This is a genomic window from Bradyrhizobium sp. BWA-3-5 (assembly GCF_032917985.1).
GTDB lineage: Bacteria > Pseudomonadota > Alphaproteobacteria > Rhizobiales > Xanthobacteraceae > Bradyrhizobium.
In genome coordinates, this window is the sequence record NZ_CP136626.1 from 3,810,224 (window position 1) to 3,822,809 (window position 12,586).

Below are 12,586 nucleotides of genomic sequence, written 5' to 3' on the forward strand. Positions count from 1 at the left end.
CAAGAAGCGCGCTTTGGATTTGATGCGCACAAACGAGAACGCCCGCTACGGAGCGGGCGTTATCCGTTCATCAGGCGGCTGAACAGGGTCAGCCGTTATAGGTTCCTGCGGCAACGCGCGGAATGTCCGAACGATCGAGGCCGATATCGGCCAGCTCGCGATCGCTGAGCTGCGAAAGTTCGCTGACATTGCGCTGATAATCCCGGAACGCCTGGATCATGCGGATGAGCGAGAGCAACATGGTAGTCTCCTTGTAGTTACGATTCAGCCTTTGGAGGACGGCGTCATCGTTGAAATGAATATAGCTTAGATTTTGCAGTGCAGAAGTTCCGATGTTGCGATGCAGCTAAGCCTTGAATGCATGGCGATGGTAAGATGCGATTAACGTTTTGGCGCCGTCCACCTATAAGCGGGCTCGAATCCCATGAACCATTCAGGTGACGGAAATAATGCCGTAATATTGTGGGGTTAGACGTAAGTCTCCGATTAACCGTGGATTCCATAGGTCATGCTTCAGAATGGTTCCGCCTAGGACCGGAGCCACCCGTCGAAGGCAAAACGTGCTCAGGGGGGTGCCGTTTTGGAACTTTCTTATGCGCGAATCGCATGCACTTAATCCAATAAAAATGAACATGTATTCATCATTAGGAGGTGTGGCAATTTCGGATTCTGCTGGATCGACCCTAGCGGTAATGGCCGCACCCACTTAGTGGCCGCTGCATCGCGTGCCCGCGCGGCGAGACGAACAGGCATGTCGGGCTCTGAATCGACCGCGAGCGAATGTGTGGCGGCGAGACGCTTTTGATCGCAGGCTGGTCAATCTTCGCTGCGTCGAAGCACGGCGCGTTGATCGCCGAGTTGTTGCTGCGTCGAATGAATTTGCCCGCACGTGACAGTGATGGCGATGGGCCTCGCGCGCCTCCTTACGGGACCGTAATGAAAAAACGAGATTCCGCATAAGGGCGTTGCGCGCCACGCTGCCAACCTCGCGCGAAGTTCATTCTCAAAGTTCCTCCGCTTCGGCGAACAATCGTCGCTGCAGCGGCAATGGCGCCGTCTGCGCAAAAAACAAAAAGGGAGTTACCCATGCTCAACAAATTACTCGCAGCTGCTGCCATCGCAGCCCTGGCGTATACCGTTTCTCCCGCCGACGCCGCGCGAGTCAAAGCGGCCTGCAGCGGCGATAATCTGAGCAAGACGGAAACGATGATCGAGACCATGGCGGATGGCGAGGGCAAGATCGCCGCGCAAAAGGAAATCGCGGCGGCCCAGGACGCGATGCTGAGCGGCAAGGCCGGCGCCTGCGCGGCGCATCTGAGCAAGGCGATGCAGGCGAGCGCGACGAAATAGATATGGTGACAAGGGGCCGGTCGCAGCGGCCGGCCCCTTGCGTCGCGGCTTAAGGGGCTCGCGCAAGCTGCGTGGCGAAGGAGGCGATCGTCCTGGCGTAGACCTCGCTCTTGTTCCACTCCTTGATCACCGCAAAATTGGGGCTGCCGGGCTCCCAGTCCTTGCCGCGTTGCCAGCCGTGGCTGGCGAGGAAGTTGGCGGTCGAGGCCAGCACGTCCGGCGCGCTGCGCAATAGATCGCGGCGGCCGTTACCGTCGAAGTCGACCGCGAATTTGACGTAGGAGGAAGGCATGAACTGGGTCTGGCCGATTTCGCCGGCCCATGCGCCGCGCAAATCCTGCGGCGCGATATCGCCGCGCTCGACGATGCGCAGCGCATCCATCAGCTCGGCCTTGAACATGTCGCCGCGGCGGCAATCATAGGCCAGCGTCGCCAGCGCACGCAGCGTCGAGAATTTTCCGATGTTGACGCCGAAATCGGTTTCCAGGCCCCAGATCGCCACCAGCACCTCACCCGGCACGCCGTAGGTCTGCTCGATGCGGCCGAGCACGGAGCCGTACTGCTTGAGCATGTTGGAGCCGCGCGTCATCCTTGGCGGCACCATACGACCGGAGAATTCCTCAAAGCTCTGGCTGAAAACCTTTTGCGATTGATCGCGGGCCAGCACGCTCTTGTCGAGCGTGACGCCGGAGAGGCCAGCCTGGATCGCGGAGGCCGAAATTCCCTTGGCGGCGGCTTCCTTCTTGAAATCTTCCAGCCACGTTTCGAACGGACCCGTGCCGCAGGGCGCGGCGAGCGCAGGTGCTGCGGAGGTCAACAGCAGGGCGCCCACAGCCAGAGCGCGCAAGGATAGGCGAGAAGTCATCGTGCCGTTCGCTCCACAATCGATATGTCCAACGTTAGTGTCAACGCTGCGTCGAATGTTCGAAGCAAGATCGGCCAAAACAAGGCTGATTTCGTCGCGCTAGGTAGCATTCCGCCGAACATGCTCAATTCATCGTTAGTGAGCAGTGAACAGCAAAGCCGCCGGTCGGACTTCGAACCGGCGGCTGAGCGATCAGGGTTCCATGCGCCTATGCGCTATCTTTTTGCCGCCACGGGAACAAGTTGGCCGGGAAATCGGCGGCCGGCTTGCGCTCACGGTGCGGCCGGGGCGGAAGCGGCCGCGGATTGAGTTCTGGCTCGATCGTTTCCCGATAGAGGTGCCAGGTGGCATGCCCGAGCAGGGGGATGACCACGGCAAGGCCGAGGAAGAACGGCAGCGTTCCGACGGCCAGCAGGACGGCGACGATCAGACCCCAGGCTGCCATCGGTACGGGATTGCTTGCGACCGCGCGCAGTGACGTGACCATTGCATCACCGACGCCGGCATGACGGTCGAGCATCAGCGGGAACGAAACGACGCTGATGCAGAGCGCGACGAGCGCAAACACGAAGCCCACGCCACAGCCGACCACGATCAGCCACCAACCCTGCGACGTCGTCAGCACGCGTTCGGCGAAATTGTAAATGCCGGTGGCGCCCTCATAGCCGAACGCGGCGATGTAAAGTGCTTGCGCGGTAGCCACCCAGGTCACGAACAGCGCCAGCAGCAGTGCGCCGAGCCCGAGCATGGCGCTGAACGACGGCGAGCGCACGACTTCGAGCGCGTCCCAGGCGGTTGCCGGTTCGCCGCGCTCACGGCGCCGGCTCATCTCGTAGAGGCCGACCGCAGCAAACGGGCCGATCAGGGCAAAGCCGGCGGCCAGCGGAAACAGCAGCGGTATTACTGAATAGCCAAGTACGGCACGCGCCAGCATCAATCCGAGCACGGGATAAATGATGCACAAGATAATCGCGTGGGTGGGCACCGCCTTGAAATCTTCCCAGCCGCGCTGCAGTGCCCGATGGAGCTCTGACAAGCCAATGGTTCGGATAACTGGGGCGTGAGCGGCATCAGGTCCGCTCTGCGCCATCGATGTGACATTGCCGTGATAGGTGGCCATGGTCGCTGTCTCCCTCGCGGCCGCATTGCGCCCCTATTGAAAGACGCTGATGCGACCTTTCATAAAACGATCACGATCGGGCCAGACGCGAAGACAGGGAATCGGAACTGGCCATGTCGCGAACTGTGACAGCAGCGTACTCCCAAACAGCACCCCACAACAGCGCCAAACGCACTCACGCTTCGGTGAATGTTTCATTGGCAAGATTCGCTTGGCTGGTTAGACTTGCAGGCGATGCGGACCGTGGTGCTGTGAACAAACAGTGCCGCCGGGACTTAACTCCATCCTCAGGTTATTGGGAGCGATCGATGAGCATTTTCGGAAAAATCATGAGCGCGATCTTCGGCAGCAAGGCGGATGCCGCGCCGGCCGGCGGCGGGACAGCCGCAGGGGGAGAAGCATCCGGGGGAGCTGCCGCTGCGCCGGCCGCCGCGACGGTCGACGTCGCGCCGATTCTCGACAAGGCCGTGGCCGCCAAGGGCGAGAAGCTGGCGTGGCGCACCTCGATCGTCGACCTGATGAAGGCGCTCGACATCGATTCCAGCCTGGGCGCGCGCAAGGATCTGGCGAAGGAGCTCGGCTATACCGGCGACACCAATGATTCCGCGAGTATGAACATCTGGCTGCACAAGCAAGTCATGACCAAGCTGGCCGCCAATGGCGGCAAGCTGCCGCCTGACATCAAGCACTGACGCTTGCCTCGGCTCTCACTTGCGAAGGCCCGCAGCGATGCGGGCTTTTTCTTTGCGGATTGCAATGCAGCAACGTCAAACGCTATCCCCTTCACAGGAAAAACGCTGTAGATACGGGCCGGCAAGAAGACTTGAGGAGGATACCCATGAGCAACGTCGATCGCAGGACCATTCTGGCCACGGGCGCGCTGGCGCTGGCCGGGACGGCCGTCCAAAGCGAGACGGCCGCGGCACAGGCCGGCCCGAAATCGATTTTCCCGGTTGGCACGACGACCATACCAATCGTCGGCGAGACCGACGTGTTTCCGGTGCGGCGCATCTATTGCATCGGCCGCAACTATGCCGCCCATGCGCGCGAAATGGGATCGGATCCGAACCGCGAGCCACCGTTCTTCTTTCAGAAGCCGACCGATGCGATCCAGAATGTCGCGATCGGCACCGTCGCGGATCATCCGTATCCTTCGCTGACCAAGAACTATCATTACGAGGTGGAGCTGGTGGCGGCGCTGAAATCGGGCGGCACCAGCATCTCGCCGGAGCAGGCGCTCGATCATGTCTACGGCTACGCGCTCGGCCTCGACATGACGCGGCGCGATCTACAGCGGGCGATGGGCGACGAGAAGAAGCCGTGGGAGATCGGCAAGAGCTTTGATCGCTCCGCCGTGCTCGGGCCGATCCATCCGGCAGTCAAGACCGGACATTTCACCAAGGGCGCGATCTCGCTGGCGGTGAACGGCACGGTCAAGCAGAACTCCAACCTGCAAAACATGATCTGGAGCGTGGCCGAGCAGATTTCCAAATTGTCGGAAGCCTTCGAGCTCAAGGCGGGCGACATCATCTATTCGGGAACGCCGGAGAATGTTGGCCCGGTCGTGAAGGGTGACGTGATCCTGTGCAAGATCGAGGGTCTGCCGGATATGTCGATCCGGATTACGTAAGATCTGCCGTTCAGCTACGCACGTCATTCCGGGGCGACGCAAAGCGTCGAACTATGGTGCGCAGTTGCGCACCTGACAATCTCGAGATTCTCCGATGCGCAATTGCGCATCGTAGTTCGCGCTAACGCGCGCCCGGAATGACGGTTTGTCAACTCACGCCGTCAGATCAGCAAACTCCGGATTCCGGTGCAGGTAATCCACGACGAACCCGCAGCCGGCGATGACTTTGCGTCCGTCGGCGCGGATCAGCTCGAGCGCCCCTTTGATCAGTTCGGAAGCGATGCCGCGGCCGCGCAGCGCGCGGGGCGTCTCGGTATGGGTGATGATCACCGCCGACGGCGTCACACGGTAGTTTGCAAACGCGACGGTGCCCTCGACGTCGAGTTCGAAGCGGTTTTGAGCCTTGTTGTCGCGAACGGCGGCCATGCGGCGATTCCCGGATGATTCACCCTCTCATGTAGGGACATGAACCCCTCGATGCAAACCGGCGACGAATGGGGAACTTGAATGCCGGGGATTGGCCATGCATGTCCCGACCTGGCTGACCATGTGCCGGCCTATATCAACCGCGGCACCGTCTATCGCCACGGCGAACAGCTTGCCCACGCTGCGGCGGACTATGGCGAAGCGATCCGGATCGCGGATCGCGCCCATCAGATGCACGGGGCTATCGCAACCGCGCCCTCATCCGGTTCTATCAGGATGACATCAAGGGCGGCCTCGCCGATTACGACAAGGCGCTGCAATACGATCCGGCCGATGCCTATTCCTGGAATAACCGCGGCCTGGGCAGGATGCAGGCCGGCGACAAGGCGGGCGCGATTGCCGATTTCCGCAGGGCGCAGGAACTCAATCCAGACCTGTCGACCGCGCGCGGAGCCCTGCAGCGGCGTGGTGCGGCGCAATAGGGCGCCCACGGGAATTTCTCCTCGCGATCTCTTTACGGCTGGCCTTGCAAGGCGATGCAGGGTTCCTACGTCTTTGGGATGACATACGCCGCCGAGGCGGCCGGGTCTGGCTCGATATCGGAAATGCAGTGATCGCGGCCGCCGACGTATGCCTTCTTTTTCGAGGGGAGGTCTACAATGTCCGGCTTTAATTTCTTCAGTAAGCATCGCACATGGGAAGACTGGTTCGGCATGCTGCTGGGCGTGCTGATCGTGGTATCGCCGTGGTTTCCCTTTTCCAGTCACGACGTCATGGACGCCGAGCGCAGCACCATGATCCTCAACACGTTCGTGGTTGGCATGCTGGTGTTCGGTCTGGCCCAGCTTGAATATGTAGCATTGCAGCGCTGGGAAGAGGTGGGCGAGATCGCGCTCGGTCTCTGGCTGATGGCTTCGCCATTCGTCCTCGGTTATGCGGGCGACGAGATGCTCCGCGCCTGGCACATCGCCCTCGGCGCAATCGTCGCTCTCCTGGGTGCGCTTCAGCTCTGGCAGGATTGGCGCCTGAGCGATCAGGATCTGGCCAACCATCCACAATAGCGGTGGGTTTCCCGCCGGCCCACGCAGCGTGGCCGGCGGGGGCCAACTACCAAGGACCTGTGCCTAGTATTTGAAGGAATCGACGAGCAGGGCCCGGACCGACCATGGGCTGCCGTCGACGGCACCCTTGATGTCGTCGATCTTCCATTGGCCGCCTTCGAGGACGAAATCGTAGCGGATGGTCTTGTCGGCCGCGTTGGCGCGCGCATCCGGTTGGCGAGCCTCGATGGTGACGGCCATGGTCGCTTTGGCGGCCGTCTGCTTCTCGGCAGCGATCTTGTACGATTTGACGTCGGGATCCTGCGAGTTCGTGACGGGGTCGAAGCCGATCGGCCCGCCATCGCCCTTGCGCGTGCGGGCATCCGCCTTGTTCCAGAGTGTGACCAGCGCGTGCGACAGGTATTTTGCCCGCGCCGCCTTGTTCTCGATCACAAACGTTCCGCCACCATCGCCCTTGCCCTTGATCACGCGGGTATAGATTGCGGTCAGGATGGCGGTGGGATCATCCGCTGCGCCGGTGTGACGCGGCAGGATCGCGGCCAGCACGGCGGCTGCGCCTGATAAAATCAGCATTCGGCGGGCAATCATTTGGCTTCCTTCAAATCGTTTTGCGTGAGGGCTTACGCAAGCGGGTCAGTTGGGTTGTAGCAGCCGCACAATTATCATGACGGAAAACGCCCGGCTTACGGATTTGAGCAGGCGTGGCGCTTTCTGCTATCGTCATTGGGTGTCTGTCTTTCAAGCGTAATGGTTGGCTCCCTGTGACTGAAACCGTGACTATTCCGATTCCGCGCGGCGGCCTGGCGCGGATGTCGCGCCGGGTGATGAACTTAGGCCATCTACTAACCCAGAATGCCCGCCGTCATGGTGACCGCACCGGCTTCATCTGGAGCGACAAATCCTGGACCTGGCGCGAGATCGATGCCGCCGTCTCGGCGCTGGCGGCCGGCCTCGCCGCGCGTGGGGTGGTCAAGGGCGACCGCATCCTGGTTCATTCCAAGAATTGCGACGAAATGTTCTGGTCGATGTTCGCGGCCTTTCGTCTCGGCGCGGTGTGGGTGCCGACCAATTTCCGCCTGATGCCGGACGAGGTCGCCTATCTTGCCAGCGCCTCCGGCGCCAAGGCGTTTTTGTGTCACGGCGATTTTCCCGATCATGCCGCGGCAGCCGCCAATCCGGCGCTCGAATTCACCTGGCGGATCGGCGACGGCTCGCTCGGCGAGCGCGCGGTGAGCGATGTCATCGCGGCGCAAGCCGGCGTCAGGGTCGAGAATGCGGCGGTCGACTATGACGACCCCTGCTGGTTCTTCTTTACTTCGGGCACCACGGGCCGCTCCAAGGCGGCGGTGCTCACCCACGGCCAGATGGCTTTTGTGGTGACCAATCATCTCGCCGATTTGATGCCGGGCACGATGGAGACTGATGCTTCGCTCGTGGTCGCACCGCTGTCGCACGGCGCCGGCGTGCACCAGCTCGTGCAGGCGGCGCGCGGTGTGCCGACCATCCTGCTGCCGACGGAAAAGTTCGACATCGCCGAAGCGTTCCGGCTGATCGAGACGCATCGCGTCAGCAACCTGTTCACAGTCCCGACCATCTTGAAGATGATGGTCGAGCATCCGGCGGTCGACAAATACGACCACTCCTCGCTGCGCTTCGTGATATATGCCGGCGCGCCGATGTACCGCGAGGATCAGAAGGCGGCGTTGAACAAGCTCGGCAAGGTGCTGGTGCAGTATTTCGGGCTCGGCGAAGTCACCGGCAACATCACGGTGATGCCGGCCATCCTGCACGACACGGAGGATGGCCCGCAGGCGCGCATCGGGACCTGCGGCTTCGAACGCACGGGCATGCAGGTCTCGATCCAGGGCGACGACGGGCGCGAACTGAAACCGTTCGAGACCGGCGAGATCTGCGTGATCGGGCCCGCCGTGTTCGCCGGCTATTACGACAATCCCGAGGCCAACGCGAAAGCGTTTCGCGACGGCTGGTTCCGGACCGGAGATCTCGGCCACATGGATGAGGAAGGGTTTGTCTACATCACCGGCCGCGCCTCCGACATGTATATCTCCGGCGGCTCCAACATTTATCCGCGCGAGGTCGAGGAGAAGATTCTCACCCATCCGGCGATCGGCGAGGTCGCCGTTCTCGGCGTGCCCGACCCGTTCTGGGGCGAGGTCGGCGTCGCCGTCTGCGTCGCGCGCGAAGGCGCTGCCGCGGTGAGCGAAGCGGAGCTCGCCGCGTTCCTGGCGCCGAAGGTGCCGCGTTACAAGATGCCAAAGCGCTTCTTCTTCTGGGAGGCGCTGCCGAAGTCCGGCTATGGCAAGATTCCGAAGCGGCTGGTCCGCGATGAACTGGAAGCGCGAGGGCAGCTTGAGCTCATTTCCAAATCGGGTAGCTGAGCCGATGCGCAGCATCGCGCAGCCGGGCGCGCCCGTGCCCGAACGCATTCAATGGGTCAAGGCGCGCGGCCGCGCGTTCTCATTCACGCTGCAGGCCGGCCTGCCGCTCTTGGAAGCTGCGCGCCGCGGCTTTGCCGAAGCCGGTTTCTCGGGCGGCGTCTTAAGCATGCGGGGAGGGGCGCTGGGGCCGCTTGCCTACGTGATGCCCGCGCTGTCGAAGACCGGCGCGAATGCGGCGTTCTACAGCGACACCTTCCGGCCGGCCGGCATCACGCGGCTGACGTGTGGCGCGATGACGCTCGGCGAGCGCGACGGCGCGCCGTTCTTCCACTGCCATGGGCTGTGGACCGAGACCGATGGCCATCTGCATGGCGGCCACATTCTGCCCGAGGAGAGCATCGTCGCCGAATCGTTTGCGGTGGAGGCGTTCGGCATCGACGGCGCGATGTTTGTCGCGGAGCCTGATAGCGAGACCAATTTCAAATTGTTCGGGCCTGTCGCGCGCGCCGCGACGGATGTGAAGGCCGACCATCGGGCCTTTGCGCTGCGGCTGCGGCCGAATCAGGATTTTGCGGCCGCGCTGGAGACCTTCTGCCGGCAGCATGGAATCCTGCGCGCGCGGATTCACGGCGGGGTCGGCTCCACCATTGGCGCGCATTTCACCGACGGCCGGACCGTGGTGCCGTTTGCGACCGAACTGGCGATCAAGGCTGGCCGCATCGCGCCCGGTGCCGACGGCACGCTGCGGGCGGAGCTCGATATCGCGCTGGTCGATTATCTCGGCGGCATCGCCGAAGGGCGGCTGATGCGCGGCGATAATCCGGTGCTAATGACGATGGAGCTGGTGCTGGAGGTGTTATGAATCAGTGGGCGGGCAACGGCGCAACGCGTCGTGCCCGCCCACTTTATCGTTGGCTGTTGAAGGGTGGGCAGGCTTGCGCCTTGCCCATCCTATGCAGCTACCATTCTCACCTGAAGTGATAGTTCACGCCGACCTTGATGGTGTGAAAGTCGATGGTGCCGGAGTCTACCAGCGGAGGGCCGCCGAAATTGTAGGCCTCGCTGCCGAGGCTGGTGAACATGTATTCGCCCTTGGCCGACCAGTTCGGCGCGAACATGTACTCGAGGCCGCCGCCGATGGTGTAGCCGGAATGAGTCTGGCTGTCCGAGAACGTCACGACGCCGTCCGAGATGGACCATTTTCTGTTGGCCCACGCATAACCGCCCTTGGCGTAGAGGAGGGCGGCATCGATGGCGAAGCCGGCGCGGCCGGTCACGCTGCCGAATGAATTGATCTTGGTTTCCTGCGCGACCAGGAGGCCGCCGCCGACGTCCTCGGTGAAGCTGTCCTTGATGCTGGCACCTGCGGCGTCGACTTCGACACCAAACACGAACTGACTGCCAGGAAGCTGCCAGTTGTAGCCGACCGTGCCGCCGCCAAAGCCGCCGCTGCCAGCGCCGGTCTCCCAACCATAGCCGCCCATCGCGCCGAGATAGAAGCCGGACCAATTGTACGCCGCAACCACCGCTGCCGGGGGCGCCTTGGCGTAGGGCCGCGCCGGCAGGTCGGCAGCCGAGGCAGCGGTCGCGACCGAAAGGGCCACACCAGCTAGAAGTAGTTGTTTCATATTTTATCCCCTGTAGTTGAATACTCGTTTGATCCCCTGCGAGCCCCATCATGGACCGATTGAGCCGGCATGGTGACGTAACGTTCTTGGAAGCGGACGCGAACGCGCCCAAAAGACTGGTCTGCAAGCGACATTTGCGTGGGTGTGACAACGTCGTTCGCTGATTAACTATACGACATCCATGCCGGCAAAAATTGGACCGAAGCGCGTCCGCTGATTGACGTCGGCAGGTTGCTATTTCGACGGCAGTGCGGCGAGCTGTGGCGTGAAACGCGTTCGCGATATGCGCGAGAGGAGAGGCGATTGCGTTTCGTTGATCGCTGTTTGTCGTCGTCGATGTGAGCTGTTTGACGTGCTGCGGCCGATCCGTGTCAGTGCGAGCCAACGGGTCGCGTGAACGCGCATTGACCGATCACCGCCGCTTGCGAACGTGAATATTCATGTCGAGATCGATATTGCTGACGCAGGTCTGCGCCGAGCGATGCGATCGGCCCTCGTGCCAGCGGCCCTCGCGCGCAAATGCCTCGCTGACGCCCGCCAGCTTCAGGCAGCGCCATTGCGGCAAGGGGCCTGAGCTTTCGCCGGCGAACTGCCAGGCCAGCACGACCTCTTCGCCGCTCTTGCTGGTGCCGATGATGTGGGGACACAGCTCGCGCCGGCGGCCGTCATAGAGGCAGACCACCTGCTGCGCGCCGAGGACGGCGTTGCGGAAGAGGGTGTAGGTATCGCTCGGCATTGGCGCGTACGATTTAGGATTGTATGGTATTCCCTGTATAACCAGAACGAACGGCTTTGTTTCCGTGAGATTTGACCCGGAGATCTGACCCAGAGATCTGACACATGGCTTTCAAACGCAATCGGCCGATCAATATGCCGGCGCCCTATCTCAAGCGCGTCTGGCTCGAGTCTTCGCGCATCATCGACCGCGAGACCTACCCGTTCTGCCTGCCGCTACTGCGCGACGATTTCGACCTGCGCTTCGAGCGCGCCATTACCATCATCGTCGGCGAGAACGGCACCGGCAAATCGACCCTGCTGGAGGGCATCGCGGCGCTGGCGGGCTATGACGAGGCCGGGGGTGGCAAGGGCTACATGCCGGTCGATCACTCATGGGCGCTGGAAAAAATGGGGGGCCAATTGTCGAGCGCGTTGCGGGCGAGCTGGCTGCCCAAAATCACTAATGGCTGGTTTTTCCGCGCCGAAAGCTTTTTCTCAGTCGCCCGCTACCTGGACCAGATGGCCCAGCAATATCCGGCGGGAGGCGGCCCGCCACCCGACTTCCTATCGCATTCTCACGGCGAAGGCTTTTTGCGTTTCTTCGAGGAACGCTGCCAACGCCAGGGCATCTTCATCTTCGACGAACCGGAGTCCGCGCTGTCGCCGGGACGCCAGATCGAGTTTCTGAAGCTGATGCGGCGGGATGGAGGACATCGGCCATTGCCAGATCATCATGGCCACGCATTCGCCCATGCTGATGGCCTATCCGAACGCGACGCTGCTGCGGCTGACGAAATACGGGCTGGAGCCGGTGACGCTGAAGGATACCGACCATTACAAGGTCATGCGGGAGTTTTGCGAGGACCCGAAGGGATTCGTGGACGCAGCGATCGCGGAGTGAGCCGCGGGGGACCCTTGGTGGAGCCAACGGGTCCGGCAAGTTGTCGCACGGCGAGCGAACCACGCCGGGGCCGACTGTGATAAGATATCGGCGAACAACGGAAGACAGGGAGGTCGCCATGCCGCATACCCTGGTGCCCAGTGACCGCGTCGAGCATGTCAGCGTCTACTGCCGCGACACAAGGCTCGGCTCGATCGAACGCCTGATGCTCGACAAGACCAGCGGAACGGTCGCCTACGCCGTCATCAAGACCGGCGGGCTGCTCGGCAGCCACCATCATTGTCCGATCCGGTGGGACGCGCTGCGGTTCGATGCCGCGCGGCAGGCGTACCAGACTGACGTGACGGTGGAGGACCTGCGGGCAGGGCCGTCCGAGCTGGACGATGACGCGTTCGACTGGGGCGACCGGTCGCGGCCGCATCCGCATTATTGGGGGGTGTAGGATAAGTGGCGGATTACGTGTCGCTAATCCGCCCGACGTTCCTTTGG

Annotated in this window: 15 protein-coding genes and 1 pseudogene; 9 read left to right on the forward strand and 7 right to left on the reverse strand. The window is 62.2% G+C overall.

Going from position 1 to position 12,586, the window contains the following annotated elements:
- Positions 1–88 precede the first annotated feature (88 nt).
- A complete protein-coding gene (locus tag RX331_RS18395; protein WP_016846063.1) occupies positions 89–241 on the reverse strand; it encodes a DUF1127 domain-containing protein in 153 nt (50 codons plus the stop codon).
- An 806-nt stretch (positions 242–1,047) separates the two neighbouring features.
- Between RX331_RS18395 and RX331_RS18400 the strand changes: the two genes are divergently transcribed.
- Positions 1,048–1,350: a hypothetical protein gene (locus RX331_RS18400; RefSeq protein ID WP_317257859.1), complete on the forward strand. Its 303-nt coding sequence runs from the start codon at positions 1,048–1,050 to the stop codon at positions 1,348–1,350.
- 49 nt (positions 1,351–1,399) lie between these two features.
- On the opposite strand, the gene RX331_RS18405 is transcribed toward RX331_RS18400, so the two are convergent.
- Positions 1,400–2,215, reverse strand: coding sequence for a lytic murein transglycosylase (locus RX331_RS18405; protein ID WP_317257860.1), 816 nt, complete (start codon positions 2,213–2,215; stop codon positions 1,400–1,402).
- Positions 2,216–2,423: 208 nt separating this feature from the next.
- Positions 2,424–3,335, reverse strand: coding sequence for a DUF2189 domain-containing protein (locus tag RX331_RS18410; protein ID WP_317257861.1), 912 nt, complete (start codon positions 3,333–3,335; stop codon positions 2,424–2,426).
- A gap of 308 nt (positions 3,336–3,643) precedes the next feature.
- Between RX331_RS18410 and RX331_RS18415 the strand changes: the two genes are divergently transcribed.
- Both RX331_RS18415 and RX331_RS18420 read left to right on the forward strand, forming a co-directional pair.
- Positions 3,644–4,027, forward strand: coding sequence for a DUF3597 domain-containing protein (locus RX331_RS18415; protein ID WP_317257862.1), 384 nt, complete (start codon positions 3,644–3,646; stop codon positions 4,025–4,027).
- Between the two features lie 146 nt (positions 4,028–4,173).
- Positions 4,174–4,965 (forward strand): fumarylacetoacetate hydrolase family protein, encoded by a 792-nt coding sequence (locus RX331_RS18420; protein ID WP_317257863.1) that lies wholly within the window; start codon positions 4,174–4,176, stop codon positions 4,963–4,965.
- A gap of 153 nt (positions 4,966–5,118) precedes the next feature.
- Here RX331_RS18420 and RX331_RS18425 read toward each other — a convergent pair whose 3' ends face one another.
- Complete coding sequence (locus tag RX331_RS18425; protein WP_317257864.1) at positions 5,119–5,391, reverse strand: GNAT family N-acetyltransferase; 273 nt, start codon at positions 5,389–5,391, stop codon at positions 5,119–5,121.
- 368 nt (positions 5,392–5,759) lie between these two features.
- Between RX331_RS18425 and RX331_RS18430 the strand changes: the two genes are divergently transcribed.
- On the forward strand, positions 5,760–5,873 hold the full coding sequence (locus tag RX331_RS18430) for a hypothetical protein (protein ID WP_317257865.1): 114 nt from the start codon (positions 5,760–5,762) through the stop codon (positions 5,871–5,873).
- A gap of 177 nt (positions 5,874–6,050) precedes the next feature.
- Entirely contained in the window at positions 6,051–6,452 is a 402-nt protein-coding gene (locus tag RX331_RS18435; protein WP_317257866.1) for an SPW repeat protein, read from the forward strand.
- Positions 6,453–6,515: 63 nt separating this feature from the next.
- Here RX331_RS18435 and RX331_RS18440 read toward each other — a convergent pair whose 3' ends face one another.
- Positions 6,516–7,040, reverse strand: coding sequence for a DUF3828 domain-containing protein (locus tag RX331_RS18440; RefSeq protein WP_317257867.1), 525 nt, complete (start codon positions 7,038–7,040; stop codon positions 6,516–6,518).
- A 221-nt stretch (positions 7,041–7,261) separates the two neighbouring features.
- Here RX331_RS18440 and RX331_RS18445 point away from each other — a divergent pair, with 221 nt between their 5' ends.
- Positions 7,262–8,851: an acyl-CoA synthetase gene (locus tag RX331_RS18445; RefSeq protein ID WP_317258172.1), complete on the forward strand. Its 1,590-nt coding sequence runs from the start codon at positions 7,262–7,264 to the stop codon at positions 8,849–8,851.
- A 4-nt stretch (positions 8,852–8,855) separates the two neighbouring features.
- Positions 8,856–9,713 (forward strand): PCC domain-containing protein, encoded by an 858-nt coding sequence (locus RX331_RS18450; protein ID WP_317258173.1) that lies wholly within the window; start codon positions 8,856–8,858, stop codon positions 9,711–9,713.
- A gap of 106 nt (positions 9,714–9,819) precedes the next feature.
- Here RX331_RS18450 and RX331_RS18455 read toward each other — a convergent pair whose 3' ends face one another.
- Positions 9,820–10,479: a porin family protein gene (locus RX331_RS18455; RefSeq protein ID WP_317257868.1), complete on the reverse strand. Its 660-nt coding sequence runs from the start codon at positions 10,477–10,479 to the stop codon at positions 9,820–9,822.
- Between the two features lie 412 nt (positions 10,480–10,891).
- Entirely contained in the window at positions 10,892–11,215 is a 324-nt protein-coding gene (locus RX331_RS18460; protein WP_317257869.1) for a hypothetical protein, read from the reverse strand.
- Positions 11,216–11,319: 104 nt separating this feature from the next.
- Here RX331_RS18460 and RX331_RS18465 point away from each other — a divergent pair.
- A pseudogene (locus RX331_RS18465) lies at positions 11,320–12,097 on the forward strand (AAA family ATPase).
- A 118-nt stretch (positions 12,098–12,215) separates the two neighbouring features.
- On the forward strand, positions 12,216–12,539 hold the full coding sequence (locus RX331_RS18470) for a PRC-barrel domain-containing protein (RefSeq protein WP_317257870.1): 324 nt from the start codon (positions 12,216–12,218) through the stop codon (positions 12,537–12,539).
- Positions 12,540–12,586 lie beyond the last annotated feature (47 nt).